13 protein-coding genes and 1 pseudogene are annotated in these 12,914 nt (G+C 58.6%); 6 read left to right on the forward strand and 8 right to left on the reverse strand.

What is annotated here, in order from left to right:
- Window positions 1–26: 26 nt before the first annotated feature.
- Window positions 27–1,223: a multidrug effflux MFS transporter gene (locus tag AC3I0A_RS03170; protein ID WP_489376203.1), complete on the forward strand. Its 1,197-nt coding sequence runs from the start codon at window positions 27–29 to the stop codon at window positions 1,221–1,223.
- A 1-nt stretch (window position 1,224) separates the two neighbouring features.
- On the opposite strand, the gene AC3I0A_RS03175 is transcribed toward AC3I0A_RS03170, so the two are convergent.
- Window positions 1,225–1,404 carry a hypothetical protein gene (locus tag AC3I0A_RS03175; RefSeq protein WP_489376204.1) on the reverse strand — a complete coding sequence of 60 codons (180 nt, stop codon included), beginning with the start codon at window positions 1,402–1,404 and terminating at the stop codon, window positions 1,225–1,227.
- Window positions 1,405–1,546: 142 nt separating this feature from the next.
- Here AC3I0A_RS03175 and AC3I0A_RS03180 point away from each other — a divergent pair.
- The 3 genes and pseudogenes from AC3I0A_RS03180 to AC3I0A_RS03190 all read left to right on the forward strand — a co-directional run.
- Window positions 1,547–1,678: pseudogene (locus AC3I0A_RS03180) on the forward strand (LysR family transcriptional regulator); the annotation flags it as partial.
- A gap of 312 nt (window positions 1,679–1,990) precedes the next feature.
- Window positions 1,991–2,725: an ArsR/SmtB family transcription factor gene (locus AC3I0A_RS03185; protein WP_489376205.1), complete on the forward strand. Its 735-nt coding sequence runs from the start codon at window positions 1,991–1,993 to the stop codon at window positions 2,723–2,725.
- A gap of 136 nt (window positions 2,726–2,861) precedes the next feature.
- On the forward strand, window positions 2,862–4,244 hold the full coding sequence (locus AC3I0A_RS03190; protein WP_489376206.1) for an MFS transporter: 1,383 nt from the start codon (window positions 2,862–2,864) through the stop codon (window positions 4,242–4,244).
- Between the two features lie 118 nt (window positions 4,245–4,362).
- On the opposite strand, the gene AC3I0A_RS03195 is transcribed toward AC3I0A_RS03190, so the two are convergent.
- From AC3I0A_RS03195 to AC3I0A_RS03210, 4 genes are all read right to left on the reverse strand, one after another.
- Window positions 4,363–5,316, reverse strand: a complete 954-nt coding sequence (locus tag AC3I0A_RS03195; protein ID WP_489376207.1) for an adenosine deaminase — start codon at window positions 5,314–5,316, stop codon at window positions 4,363–4,365.
- 166 nt (window positions 5,317–5,482) lie between these two features.
- On the reverse strand, window positions 5,483–6,841 hold the full coding sequence (locus tag AC3I0A_RS03200) for an 8-oxoguanine deaminase (protein WP_489376208.1): 1,359 nt from the start codon (window positions 6,839–6,841) through the stop codon (window positions 5,483–5,485).
- A 141-nt stretch (window positions 6,842–6,982) separates the two neighbouring features.
- On the reverse strand, window positions 6,983–7,669 hold the full coding sequence (locus AC3I0A_RS03205) for an SDR family oxidoreductase (RefSeq protein WP_489376209.1): 687 nt from the start codon (window positions 7,667–7,669) through the stop codon (window positions 6,983–6,985).
- Between the two features lie 25 nt (window positions 7,670–7,694).
- On the reverse strand, window positions 7,695–8,045 hold the full coding sequence (locus tag AC3I0A_RS03210; RefSeq protein WP_489376210.1) for a MerR family transcriptional regulator: 351 nt from the start codon (window positions 8,043–8,045) through the stop codon (window positions 7,695–7,697).
- A gap of 82 nt (window positions 8,046–8,127) precedes the next feature.
- Between AC3I0A_RS03210 and AC3I0A_RS03215 the strand changes: the two genes are divergently transcribed.
- Entirely contained in the window at window positions 8,128–8,568 is a 441-nt protein-coding gene (locus tag AC3I0A_RS03215; RefSeq protein WP_489376211.1) for a hypothetical protein, read from the forward strand.
- A 526-nt stretch (window positions 8,569–9,094) separates the two neighbouring features.
- Here the strand turns inward: AC3I0A_RS03215 and AC3I0A_RS03220 are convergent.
- The 3 genes from AC3I0A_RS03220 to AC3I0A_RS03230 form a co-directional block, all read right to left on the reverse strand.
- Window positions 9,095–9,676 (reverse strand): IMPACT family protein, encoded by a 582-nt coding sequence (locus AC3I0A_RS03220; protein WP_489376212.1) that lies wholly within the window; start codon window positions 9,674–9,676, stop codon window positions 9,095–9,097.
- Between the two features lie 13 nt (window positions 9,677–9,689).
- Window positions 9,690–10,352, reverse strand: a complete 663-nt coding sequence (locus AC3I0A_RS03225) for a TetR/AcrR family transcriptional regulator (RefSeq protein ID WP_489376213.1) — start codon at window positions 10,350–10,352, stop codon at window positions 9,690–9,692.
- Between the two features lie 92 nt (window positions 10,353–10,444).
- Window positions 10,445–11,365 (reverse strand): LysR family transcriptional regulator, encoded by a 921-nt coding sequence (locus tag AC3I0A_RS03230; RefSeq protein WP_489376214.1) that lies wholly within the window; start codon window positions 11,363–11,365, stop codon window positions 10,445–10,447.
- 124 nt (window positions 11,366–11,489) lie between these two features.
- On the opposite strand from AC3I0A_RS03230, the gene aptA reads away from it, so the two are divergent.
- Complete coding sequence (gene aptA, locus AC3I0A_RS03235; RefSeq protein WP_489376215.1) at window positions 11,490–12,839, forward strand: omega-aminotransferase AptA; 1,350 nt, start codon at window positions 11,490–11,492, stop codon at window positions 12,837–12,839.
- The last annotated feature ends 75 nt before the right edge of the window (window positions 12,840–12,914 follow it).

The following is a 12,914-nucleotide window of genomic DNA, read 5'->3' on the forward strand; positions in this document are numbered from 1 at the left end:
ACTGAAGCGTAACCAGGATGCCTTGAATGAACTTGCGCACAATTATGATTCTCGGGGCCTTGAGTGCCTTTGGCCCGCTGGCGATCGACTTCTATCTGCCGGCCTTTCCGGCGATGGCCCTGGCCTTGGGCACTGATGAAAAACATATCCAGCTGACCCTTGCGGCTTACTTTCTCGGTTTGTCTATTGGGCAACTGGCTTACGGTCCGGTGGCTGATCGCTTCGGTCGACGAATTCCGCTGTTGGTTGGTATCGCGCTGTTTACCCTGGCGTCCCTGGCCTGCGCCTTTGCGCCCAACCTCGAGTGGCTGATCGGCGCGCGTTTCGTCCAGGCCTTGGGCGGTTGTGCGGGCATGGTGATTTCCCGGGCGGTGGTCAGTGACAAGTGCGATGCGGTGGGGTCGGCGAAAGTTTTTTCGCAACTGATGCTGGTGATGGGCCTGGCGCCGATCCTCGCGCCGATGCTCGGCGGGCTGATGGTCAATCTTTATGGCTGGCAGTCGATCTTTATTATGCTGACCCTGTTCAGTGCGCTGTCTGCTCTGGCCGTGGCGCTGGGATTGCCGGAAAGCCTGCCGGCCAATCAGCCGCGCCAACCGTTGTCAGGCGCCTTGCGCCAATATGGTCGGCTGCTGTCGGACAAGATCTTTCTCGGTCATGCCTTGACCGGCGGGATTGCGATTGCCGGCATGTTTGCCTATATCGCCGGTTCACCTTTCGTCTTCATCACGCTCTACGGCGTGCCGGCCGAGCACTTCGGCTGGCTGTTCGGCAGCAACGCAGCGGGCTTCATTCTGGTGGCGCAGATCAATGCGCGTCTGCTGTCCAGGCGTGGACCGGGCTTTTTGCTGGCGCGTACGGTATGGATTTATCTGGCGGCCGGTTTGACGCTGCTGGGCGTCAGTGCGTTGCATACCACTGAGCTGTGGCCGCTGCTGGTGCCGTTGTTTATCTGCATAGCGAGTTTGGGTTGCATCATTCCCAATGCCTCGGCCTGCGCCATGAGCGGTCAAGGTGCACGGGCGGGCAGTGCTTCGGCGATGCTCGGATGTTTGCAGTTCAGTGTCGCCGCGGGAGCGGCGTCACTGGTCGGGATTCTGCATGACGGCAGCGCCATGCCGATGGCCATGGTGATCAGTCTGTGCGGAGTTCTTGTAGTGACCGTGGCCATGGTCACCCGTCGACTGCAAAACGCCAGGGCCGCAGCACAAACGGCGGTCTGACTCAGCCAGCAGCGTGCAGTTGTCTGTCGGGAAATCGATGGGGGGCCTGGAGTCGGGTTTCCAGCGTATGGACGAAGGCGCGGGCTTCGGCTTCACTGCGGAATGTCACCGCGTGTTGGTCGAGCCTGACCTGCCACTGAGGGTCTTGAGATTTTGCCAGTTCTTTTATCAGGATCTTCATTGCTGACCTCCTCACGTAAAAGACAACATTGCAAAGGACCCAAGTGTAGACCCCGAATGCGCTCAAAAATATGACTGAGGTCAAGTCTCTGACTGACGGTGTCACCCGCATCCCGCATAGATTGCGGATGGCTGTGTGAGCGGCACCGCTGAATTTGTTGTGCGCCCATCGCGCACAATTAAGTAAGCCGGTTAACTTATTGCGTGAAATGATTAACTCACGCTGTGGGAAGTTATCCAGTCAATGTCCAACATTGTTTGTTTCTGATGATTAGCCGCTGATAAATAGAGACAATTCTTTCAGGAACCGTCCCCTTAAAAGCTTCAGCGAGGCCGGAATCGTTGGTTTTCGCGCTTATACTAGCGTCCGTCTGTGTATGCTCCAGATTAATGGCATGCAAGTCCGTGTTTAAATCGGTTGAAGAGCGAGCGTCAGACGCTAGGCTTTTTCGGTATATCGAAGAAGTTGATCGCTTTAGTTTGCAATATCGCCCGGTTTATGGCGGTTTTCACGTCTTGGCCGGTGATGCATTACTGGTCAATATGTCTCAGCGCAGTAGACGAACGATTCAACAGGGAGTGAAGACATGGAACATGCACCTTGCATCAGTCAGATTGCCACGTTGCTGGCTGACCCGAAGCGCAGCGCAATGATGTGGGCCTTGATGGACGGCACTGCCCGGCAATCCGAAGAGTTGGCATTACTGGCAGGCTTGTCACCGTCCTCGGCCAGTGCACATCTTGCACGCTTGTCGGCAGGCGGGCTGTTGAAAGTCGAAGCGCGTGGGCGAAAGCGCTTTTTTCGGCTCGCCGCTCCCGAAATAGGTGCCGCAGTCGAAGCCTTGGCCAGCGCCTCTATTGCCAGTGCGCCGCTGGCAACGCCAAACGTGTTCAAGCGCAGCATCTTCCCGGCAAAAAGCCAGACACCTGCGTCATCGCTACTCAAAGCGCGGATATGTCATGACCATTTGGGCGGAGAGATCGCCGCTGATCTTTATCAACGACTATTGGATGCCGGCTGGATCGAGCAGTCGCATCAACGCATCGACGTCACCCATAAAGGGGCCAGCCAGCTTGCGACACGGGGCATTTTCATTCAGGCGCTCGCTCAGCGAGATACCCGGATGGCCTGTTCCTGCCCTGACTGGAGCGAACGTCGACCCCATTTGGGCGGAGCGCTGGGGGCGGGGTTGCTGCAGTTATTCATGCAGTCGGGTTGGCTGAACATCCCGAGTGAATCACGCGCCCTGCAGATCACCGCGGCCGGGCAGCGTGAAATTGCCGGATTCGCCAAGGTGACCGAGCTGGAAGTGGCCAACTGACGCCAGTCCGCAACGACGTCTGTGCCCTTGGGGTGCAAGCGTCGTTCACAGATGCAGGAAGGTCGTATCCAGCAATAACTCCGGTAAGCGATCCCGCACACTCGATTCGAAGACTATCGAAATCGGGGAAAAGGATATGGGGATTCAAGGATATAGCGCTGCCGAGCGTCTGGAGCGGTTACCCATCAGTGGTTACCACCGAATCATTTTCATCATCATTGCCCTGGCGTTTTTCTTCGACTCCATGGACCTGGCAATGATGACCTTCCTGCTCGGCTCGATCAAAGCCGAGTTTGGACTGAGCACGGCACAGGCAGGGTTGCTGGCCAGTTCGAGCTTCTTCGGCATGGTTCTGGGGGCGTCCTTGTCCGGCATGCTGGCCGATCGTTTCGGTCGCAAGCCGGTGTTTCAGTGGAGCATCGTGTTGTGGGGGGTGGCGAGCTACCTGTGTTCCACGGCACAGACTGTCGAGACGCTTACGCTGTTTAGAATTCTGTTGGGGATCGGCATGGGCATGGAGTTTCCGATTGCCCAATCGATGCTCTCCGAGTTGATTCCAGCCAAGAGGCGGGGACGTTACATCGCGTTGATGGACGGCTTTTGGCCCCTCGGGTTCGTAGCGGCCGGGATCCTTTCCTACTTCCTGTTACCCATTATTGGCTGGCGCGACATTTTCCTGGTGTTGGCGGTGCCGGCGGTATTCGTGCTGGCCATCCGCTTCTTCATTCCGGAGTCACCGCGCTGGCTGGAACAGGCCGGGCATCACGATGCTGCGGACAAGGTATTGCTGGGCATCGAAGATCGGGTTCGCACCTCGTTGAAACGGTCCGACTTGCCTGAGCCGATTCGCTTGCCGCGCATCGCCATCCACCCCTTGACCTTCTTTTCGGCATTCCGCGAGCTGTGGTCGCCACTCTATCGTCAGCGCACGATGATGATCTGGAGTGTCTGGTTCTTTGCCCTGCTCGGGTTTTACGGCCTCACTTCCTGGCTCAGTGCGTTGCTGCAACAGTCGGGTTTTGCCGTGACGCAGTCGGTGTATTACACCGTGCTGATCTCCCTTGGCGGGATCCCTGGCTTTTTGATGGCGGCGTGGCTGGTGGAGCGTTGGGGACGTAAGCCCGTGTGCATCGTGACCATGCTCGGTGGCGGAATCATGGCGTTCTTTTACGGGCAGAGTGCGGTGTTTGGCGGCAATGTCAGCTTGCTGGTCGGTTCGGGTTTGTTGATGCAGTTCTTTTTGTTCGGAATGTGGGCGGTGCTTTATACCTACACCCCTGAGCTGTATCCCACCTCGGCGCGGGCTACCGGATCGGGCTTCGCCTCGGCGATCGGTCGGATCGGTTCTTTGCTCGGGCCGGTGGTGACCGGGATGGTGTTCCCGATCACCGGGCAGGGCGGAGTGTTCGCCTTGGGCGCGATGTGTTTTGCAATCGCCGCAGCGGTGGTCTGGCTGTTCGGGATGGAGACCCAAGGCAAGACGCTGGAGGAGTTGAGTGGAGCGGTGACAGTCCGTTGAACACCGACCCTGTGGGAGCGAGCTTGCTCGCGATAGCAGTCTGACAGGCAACATATTTGTTGAATGTGTAGCCGTCATCGCGAGCAAGCTCGCTCCCACATTGGATCTGCGGCGAACCTTACGGTTTAACCAACCGTGCATCCAGGCTGTTCTGGGCCAGGCGCTTGGCCTGGTCCTTCGTCATACCGAGATGGGTATACAAGGCATGGAAGTTCTCGGTGACGTAACCGCCGAAGTACGCCGGGTCATCCGAGTTCACCGTAACCTTCACACCACGCTCGAGCATGTCGAGGATGTTGTGCTGTGACATGTCGTCGAATACGCAAAGCTTGGTGTTGGACAACGGGCAGACGGTCAGTGGAATCTGCTCGTCGATGATCCGCTGCATCAGCCGCTCATCTTCGATGGCGCGCACACCATGGTCGATACGCTGGATCTTCAGCAGGTCGATGGCTTCCCAGATGTACTCGGGCGGGCCTTCTTCACCGGCGTGGGCGACAGTCAGAAAGCCCTCGTTGCGGGCGCGATCGAACACGCGCTGGAACTTGCTCGGCGGGTGGCCCATCTCCGAGCTGTCGAGACCGACGGCAACAAACGCATCGCGAAATGGCAGCGCCTGATCGAGGGTTTTCTCGGCTTCTTCTTCGCTCAAATGCCGCAGGAAACTGAGGATCAGACCGCTGGTGATGCCCAGTTGCTGCTCGCCGTCTTTCAGCGCGCTGGCGATACCGTTGAGCACCACTTCAAACGGCACACCACGATCGGTGTGGGTCTGCGGGTCGAAGAACGGTTCGGTGTGAATCACGTTCTGCGCCTTGCAGCGCAACAGATAAGCCCACGTCAGGTCGTAGAAGTCCTGAGAGGTGCGCAGCACATCCGCGCCCTGATAATACAGGTCGAGAAATTCTTGCAGGTTATTGAAGGCGTAGGCCTTGCGCAGGGTTTCTACGTCGTCCCACGGCAGGGAAATTTTGTTGCGTTCGGCCAGGGCGAACAGCAGCTCAGGCTCCAGCGAGCCTTCCAGGTGCAGGTGCAGTTCGGCCTTGGGCAGGGCGTTCAGCCAGTCGTACATTATTGAATTCTCATCGGGTGCAATGACGGCATTCTACAGTCGACACTGAAAAAATTGGCAAAACCTGACCAGCCGGTTCATTACATTGTCGCTGCTCGGACTTAGCCTCACACAAAACCACTGTGGGAGCAGCCGGTCGCTGCTCCCACATTTGGTTGGTGTCGTGTCAGCTGCCGGCGATTAACTGCCTCGCCGCCTGACTGTGATCGGCAATCAACCCCTTCAGATCCAGCCCTTCAACCTGGCCATCGATTACCCGCCATTTGCCGCCAATCATCACCCGGTCCGCCCGATCCGCGCCGCACAGCAATAGCGCCGACAGCGGATCATGACTGCCGGAAAAACGCAGCTCATCGAGTTTGAACAGCGCCAGGTCCGCCTGCTTGCCCACTGCCAGTTCGCCGATATCGGTGCGCCCGAGCAGTTGCGCCGACCCTTTGGTGGCCCAACCCAGAACCCGTTCCGGAGTGATTTTTTCCGCGCCATAGCGCAGGCGTTGCAGGTACAGCGCCTGGCGGGTTTCAAGGATCATGTTCGACGCATCGTTGGAGGCCGAGCCGTCCACACCCAAGCCCAACGGCGCGCCTGCTGCGACCAGGTCCAGGGTTGGGCAAATGCCTGAAGCCAGCCGCATATTCGAGCTCGGGCAATGGCAGATGCCGGTGCCGGCCGCGCCTAGACGGGCGATTTCATCAGGATTGAAATGAATTCCGTGGGCCAGCCAGGTGCGCGGTCCGAGCCAACCGACGCTGTCCAGATAATCCACGGTGCGCAGGCCGAAACGTTGCAGGCAGAAGTCTTCTTCGTCGAGGGTTTCGGCCAGGTGGGTATGCAGGCGTACATCGAGTTTGTTGGCCAGCTCGGCACTGGCCGACATGATTTGCGGTGTGACGGAAAACGGTGAGCAAGGCGCCAGGGCGATCTGGATTTGCGCGCCGTCGCCACGTTCGTGGTACTCGGCGATCAGGCGCTGGCTGTCGGCGAGAATCACTTCACCTTGCTGCACGGTCTGTTGCGGCGGCAGCCCGCCATCGGCTTCGCCCAGACTCATCGAGCCACGGGTGAGCATCGCGCGCATGCCCAGTTCGCGGACGCTTTCGACCTGCACATCAATGGCGTTTTCCAGCCCCTCGGGAAACAGGTAATGGTGATCGGCCGCTGTCGTGCAGCCAGACAGCAGCAACTCGGCCAAAGCGACTTTGGTCGCCAATGCCAGCTTCTCCGGGGTCAGCCTGGCCCAGACTGGATAGAGGGTTTTCAACCAGGGGAACAGCGGTTGATTGACCACCGGCGCCCAGGCGCGGGTCAGGGTTTGATAGAAGTGGTGATGGGTATTGATCAACCCCGGCAGGATTACATGCTCGCGGGCATCGAAGACTTGTGCACAGGGCGCGGAAGGTTGCTGGCCGACGCCAAGCACTTCGACGATCAAACCATCTTGCAGCACCAGGCCGCCACGGGCATCGAGCGCGTTGGCAGTGAAAATGGCCAGGGGATTTTTTAACCAGATACGGGTCGCAGGCATTGGCCGGCTCCTCTGAAAATTGGGTTCAGGTTCGCCAGCTCAGTGTTGCCCTGTCTGCTGATCCAGGGTCGCCGGGGAGGGCGAGGTTCGGAGTTTAACGCCATGACCGCTGCGCGGTCTATGGCGTCCTTCAAGCGACACTCACCAAGGAATCGTCTCCCCCCTGTAGTTCACAAAATGATGCCCACCCTTGCCCGCATAAGCATTCACCTGCTCGATCAACCCACGGGTACTGGTCTCGACATCGATGTCCGCACCTTCACCGCCCATATCGGTCTTCACCCAACCCGGATGCAGCGACAGCACGGTCAGTTTCTGCTCGCCCAGTTGCGTGACGAAGCTGTTGGTCATGGAGTTCAGCGCCGCCTTGCTGGCCTTGTACAGCGCCAGTTCCGGGGCGTCGGGCATGGTCACGCTGCCGAGCACCGAACTCATGAACGCCACTACACCGCTGTCCGGGCGGATTTGTCCGACGAAGCGCTGGGCCAGATTGATCGGGGCCACCGCATTGGTGAAGAACAACTGGCCGACCTCGGCGAGGGTGGCGTTACCTGGCGTCTGATCCTCCGGGCCTTTGACCCCGGCATTGACGAACAGCAGGTCGAACACCTGGTCTTTCAGCCGCTGGCTCAGGGCGATGACGGCGTGCTGATCATCCATGTCCAGTTGCTCGATCCGGACTTTATCCAGTGCCTGCAAGGCTTCGGCTTTTTGCGGATTGCGCACGGTAGCGGTGACTTGCCAGCCGTCAGCCAGCAAACGTTTCACCAGCCCGAGGCCCAAACCTCGGGAGGCGCCGATGATAAGTGCGTTTTTCGCAGTGTTCATAAACGGGTTCCTTGGGAAAAGAGGGTCAGGGTCTTAATGGACAACTCTGCGTGAGCCGCAGTTGCAATTCCTGGCGCAGCTCACCGAGTTCGGCAATGCGGGTTTCGATCAGGCTCAGTTTATCTTGCAGTAGCTGGGTGACGGCGCTGTCCGGGTCGGTGGCTTTCCACAGCGCGGCCACGTTGCTGCCGATTTCGCCGAGGCTGAAACCCAGACGTTGAGCAGTCTTGATGTAGAGCACCAGTTGCACCATCTCGGCCGGATAGTCGCGATAACCGTTGGCGCTGCGTTGGGCAGCGATCAGTCCGCGCTGCTCGTAAAAACGCAGAGTGTCGCGGCTGACGGCGCTGGCTTGGGCTAATTCACCGATACGCATCTTGAAGACTCTGAAGGGCTTGACCCTGGAGCATACTCCAGGCTTTAGCCTGTGTGCTCCTTGAATAAATGGAGACGCCGCAATGTGGACTGCAAGCCAATACCGTCAACTGGTCCGCGCGAGCGGCTGGTACGACTTGATCGTGACCGTCGCTTTCGTCACGCCCTGGAGTTTTGCCCTGTTGCACGGGCTGCTGTTGAACCTGACTCACACATTCAATCTGCCTGGCGAACTGCCGCCATTCGAGCCGACGCACATGCTGATGGCCAATCTGTTGGGCTCGATCGTTTGCGTCTGGTCGGTGCTGCGGATTCGTGATCCGCAGCAAGTGTTCGGCCGCTATGACGCGGCCGGGCGGTTTTTGTTCGCGACGTGGCAGATCTATGCACTGGCCCACGGCGCCAGTTCGTTGCTGGCGGTTATCCTGTTCTTCGAATTGGCGTGGGGCGTTGCTCAGTTGTTGCCTGTTCGTCAGCCATCGCGAGCAAGCTCGCTCCCACAGGAGTTTGCGCAGTCCTTGTAGGAGCGAGCTTGCTCGCGATGGCGTCAGTTCAGACAGAACCTAATCCCCGCCTGCCACAGCTGCCTCAACGAAACCGGTGCGTACGAGCGTGTCCGCACTGCGTCTCGCGACTTTGACCTCACCCCGGCACCACTTCAGGGCATGCCCGTTGAGAAGGCTTCGGTCTTGCCCATCGCGATCTGGTTAAAAAACGAACAGTCGGCGCAAAGCATTGCTGCCTATGCAGCTGAGCCAGCCTTGCACGGGTTATCCACAGGTTGTTCCACAGTATTTGTGCGCAAGCCGAATGCCTGGGTATAAGCACTGAGAGGCTTTCTTCTAAAGGCGATAAACCGCTCTAACTGATTGTTTTACGGTTAAATTAATCGTGTTGGTGGGTAATTGGGTGAAAAATGAGCAACGCCCGCAAAGCCACGTTGCAAAAGGGTTTCAGGGGAATGTGCTCAGGTTATCCACAGTCGGGTGCACAGCAGATGTGGGCAAGTTCGACGTCTGGGTAAAATGACCCTGAACCTTGTTGGTGCATTCAACGCTGCAACAGAATGCGTCCACGACTCAAGTCGGCCAGTTGCATTTGCAGGGTGTTGATCTGTGTTTCACCAACAGCCAATTGCAGCTCCACGCCATTGGCGGTGAAGCTTTCCTCCAGCACCAGGCCACCGAGTTCGGCCACCCGCAGTTTGACCAGCGCCAGTTCGCTGAAACCACAGGCGCAGCGCAGTTGCACCCGGCTGATCAGCGCAATGCGTTCGGCGCCTTGCAAACACTTGTTGGCACTGCCGCCGTAGGCTCGGGCGAGACCGCCGGTGCCTAACTGGATGCCGCCGTACCAGCGAATCACCACGACCGCGACTTGATCACAATCCTGGGCTTCGATGGCCGCCAGAATCGGTCGGCCGGCAGTGCCGCCCGGCTCGCCGTCGTCGCTGCTGCGGTATTGATCGGCGAGCTTCCAGGCCCAGCAATTGTGCGAGGCATTCAAGTCGCTGTGCTGCTCGATGAACGCTTGAGCCTCGACGGCGCTGGCGATCGGTGCGGCGAAGGCAATGAAGCGGCTTTTGCGAATTTCTTCACGATATTCACAAAGGCCGGCGAGGGTAAAAGGCATGCGCGAGGATCTTTTAAAAGGTGGGCTTGAGGCCGCAGCCTTTGAGAATGATTCGGATCAGGTTGTTGCCGGCGTCTTCCATGTCCTGTTTGGTCAGTTTGCTGCGACCGGTCACGCGGCAGATTTGCGTGGCGAAGTCAGCGTAGTGCTGGGTGCTGCCCCACAACAGGAAGATCAGGTGCACCGGGTCGACCGGGTCTATTTTGCCGGCATCGATCCAGGCCTGGAACACGTTCGCCCGGCCCTGGAACCAGGTGCGATAGTCCTGGCTGAAATGTTCGTTCAGGCATTCGCCACCGCTGATGATCTCCATGGCGAAGATTCGCGAAGCTTGCGGCTGGCGGCGGGAAAACTCCATTTTGGCGCGGATGTAGCGCGTGAGCGCTTCGGCCGGATCGTCTTCGGCGGTCAAGGTGTTGAAGGTGCTGTCCCACAACTCGATGATGTTGCTCAGCACCGCAACATAGAGCCCTAGCTTATTGGTGAAGTAGTAATGCAGGTTAGCCTTGGGCAGCCCGGCATTCTGCGCAATGGTGTTCATGCTGGTGCCTTTGAACCCGTGACGAGCGAACTCGTCTTCGGCGGACTTGATGATCGCCTCTTCGTTCTTTTGACGAATTCGGCTGGCAGGCTTGCCGGTGTGAGCTCCGGCGTGGGCTGGGACTTCAAGGGTCATGGACGTTTCCGAAAAGTTCTGTGGGTGCAAGCAATGCGTTGATAGCGCACCCACAAGAATCAGACAAGCCTTGTCACCATAAAAGATCGGGTTTACCGCGTGGCCGCCAGGCTCTCCAGAAAGCTTTCCAGAACCAAATGAGGGCGACGTCCCTTGCGGGTGACCGACGCCAGGCTCAGGTCATAAAAACGTACCTTGGGTTTCAGCGCGCGTAACCGCCCTTGCTGTACCCAGAGGGCGGCGTAATGATCCGGCAGATAACCGATGTAGCGCCCGGTCAAAATCAGAAACGCCATGCCTTCGCGGTCCGACGCGCTGGCGGTGCAATTGAGCGCCTGATAGTGGGCCTGGATCTCGGAAGGTAAACGGAAAGTCGGTGCGATGGCGTCCTGACTGTTGAGGCGCTCATCGTCCAGTTGCTTGTCATCGACATAAAACAGCGGATGTCCGACCGCGCAGTAGAGCAGCGAACGTTCGCTGTACAGTGGCTGGTATTCCAGGCCCGAGAGTGCGCTGGCTTGTGGCACCACACCGACATGCAGGCGGCCATCGAGTACGCCTTGTTCCACTTCGTTGGGAGCGATCATGCGGATCTGGATTTGCACGTCGGGCCCGCGTTCCTTCAATTGCGCAAGAGCGTGGGTGATGCGCATGTGGGGGAGGGTGACCAGGTTGTCGGTCAGGCCGATGGTCAACTCGCCACGCAGATGTTGGTGCAGGCCGTTGACCTCGGTGCGGAAACTTTCCAGCGCACTTAATAGCTGCAAAGCCGATTGATAGACCTCGCGTCCTTCCTCGGTCAGGGAAAAACCTGCGCGACCGCGTTGGCACAAACGCAGGCCGAGGCGTTGTTCAAGGTCGCTCATCTGCTGGCTGATGGCTGAGCGGCCGATCCCCAGCACGGTTTCCGCTGCGGAGAAGCCGCCGCATTCGACCACGCTGCGAAATATGCGCAACAGGCGGATATCAAAGTCACTGACTTGCGCCAGCGGATCGGGGCGACGGCTGCTCATAGTTTAGTGAGAACCTGACTGAAGGTTAGAAGAGTTGGATTTCACCGACTTTATCCCCGTGGCAATTTAGCTGCAAGAACGCTTTTGATCCCTATGCAGCTTTTTGCCTTGTGAGGTTTTGCTCATGAACTTGCCTGAAAACGATCCGGTCTCCCTGGCCAGCCAGCTCAAGCTCGATGCCCACTGGATGCCTTACACCGCCAACCGCAATTTCCACCGCGATCCGCGCCTGATCGTCGCCGCAGAAGGCAGCTACCTGATCGACGACAAAGGTCGCAAGATCTATGACTCGCTGTCCGGGCTGTGGACTTGCGGCGCCGGGCATACCCGCAAGGAAATCCAGGAGGCCGTGTCGAAGCAGTTGGGCACCCTCGATTACTCGCCGGGCTTTCAGTACGGTCACCCTCTGTCGTTCCAGCTGGCAGAGAAAATCACCGAGCTGACTCCGGGCAATCTGAATCACGTGTTCTTCACCGACTCCGGTTCCGAGTGTGCGGATACCGCGGTGAAGATGGTTCGCGCCTACTGGCGTCTGAAAGGTCAGGCGACCAAGACCAAAATGATCGGCCGTGCCCGTGGTTATCACGGCGTGAACATCGCCGGCACCAGCCTGGGCGGCGTCAACGGTAACCGTAAAATGTTCGGTCAGGCGATGATGGACGTCGACCATCTGCCGCACACTTTGCTGGCGAGCAATGCCTACTCCCGTGGCATGCCGGAGCAGGGCGGTATTGCTCTGGCCGATGAATTGCTCAAGCTGATCGAATTGCACGATGCGTCGAACATCGCCGCCGTGTTCGTCGAGCCGATGGCCGGTTCCGCCGGCGTGCTGGTTCCGCCTCAGGGTTACCTCAAGCGTCTGCGCGAGATCTGTGATCAGCACAGCATCCTGCTGGTCTTCGATGAAGTGATCACCGGCTTCGGCCGTACCGGTTCGATGTTCGGTGCCGACAGCTTCGGCGTAACCCCGGATCTGATGTGCATTGCCAAGCAAGTCACCAACGGCGCGATTCCGATGGGCGCGGTGATTGCCAGCTCCGAGATCTATCAGACCTTCATGAATCAACCGACGCCGGAATACGCGGTGGAATTCCCCCACGGCTACACCTACTCGGCGCATCCGGTGGCTTGCGCGGCCGGTTTGGCGGCACTGGATCTGCTGCAAAAAGAAAACCTGGTGCAGAGCGTGGCTGAAGTCGCGCCGCATTTCGAGAATGCCTTGCACGGCTTGAAGGGCACCAGGAACGTTATCGACATCCGCAACTACGGCCTGGCCGGCGCGATCCAGATCGCCCCGCGTGACGGCGACGCCATCGTGCGTCCTTTCGAAGCCGGGATGGCGTTGTGGAAAGCCGGTTTCTACGTGCGCTTCGGCGGCGACACCCTGCAGTTCGGCCCAACCTTCAACAGCAAGCCGCAGGATCTTGATCGCCTGTTCGACGCGGTCGGCGAAGTGCTGAACAAGATCGACTGATTTCTCCTTCTATATAGAACACACATCAGGCGCGGCGAGAGTCGCGCCTGTGGACAACTTTTCAGGATGCCCTGC

This window comes from Pseudomonas sp. KH_024_B2, assembly GCF_057839965.1.

Bases quoted from the DNA above. Each gene is read 5' to 3' on its own strand.
- AC3I0A_RS03170 (WP_489376203.1), top strand. From the start codon at position 27: ATGAACTTGCGCACAATTATGATTCTCGGGGCCTTGAGTGCCTTTGGC.
- AC3I0A_RS03175 (WP_489376204.1), bottom strand. From the start codon at position 1,404: ATGAAGATCCTGATAAAAGAACTGGCAAAATCTCAAGACCCTCAGTGG.
- AC3I0A_RS03185 (WP_489376205.1), top strand. From the start codon at position 1,991: ATGGAACATGCACCTTGCATCAGTCAGATTGCCACGTTGCTGGCTGAC.
- AC3I0A_RS03190 (WP_489376206.1), top strand. From the start codon at position 2,862: ATGGGGATTCAAGGATATAGCGCTGCCGAGCGTCTGGAGCGGTTACCC.
- AC3I0A_RS03195 (WP_489376207.1), bottom strand. From the start codon at position 5,316: ATGTACGACTGGCTGAACGCCCTGCCCAAGGCCGAACTGCACCTGCAC.
- AC3I0A_RS03200 (WP_489376208.1), bottom strand. From the start codon at position 6,841: ATGCCTGCGACCCGTATCTGGTTAAAAAATCCCCTGGCCATTTTCACT.
- AC3I0A_RS03205 (WP_489376209.1), bottom strand. From the start codon at position 7,669: ATGAACACTGCGAAAAACGCACTTATCATCGGCGCCTCCCGAGGTTTG.
- AC3I0A_RS03210 (WP_489376210.1), bottom strand. From the start codon at position 8,045: ATGCGTATCGGTGAATTAGCCCAAGCCAGCGCCGTCAGCCGCGACACT.
- AC3I0A_RS03215 (WP_489376211.1), top strand. From the start codon at position 8,128: ATGTGGACTGCAAGCCAATACCGTCAACTGGTCCGCGCGAGCGGCTGG.
- AC3I0A_RS03220 (WP_489376212.1), bottom strand. From the start codon at position 9,676: ATGCCTTTTACCCTCGCCGGCCTTTGTGAATATCGTGAAGAAATTCGC.
- AC3I0A_RS03225 (WP_489376213.1), bottom strand. From the start codon at position 10,352: ATGACCCTTGAAGTCCCAGCCCACGCCGGAGCTCACACCGGCAAGCCT.
- AC3I0A_RS03230 (WP_489376214.1), bottom strand. From the start codon at position 11,365: ATGAGCAGCCGTCGCCCCGATCCGCTGGCGCAAGTCAGTGACTTTGAT.
- aptA (WP_489376215.1), top strand. From the start codon at position 11,490: ATGAACTTGCCTGAAAACGATCCGGTCTCCCTGGCCAGCCAGCTCAAG.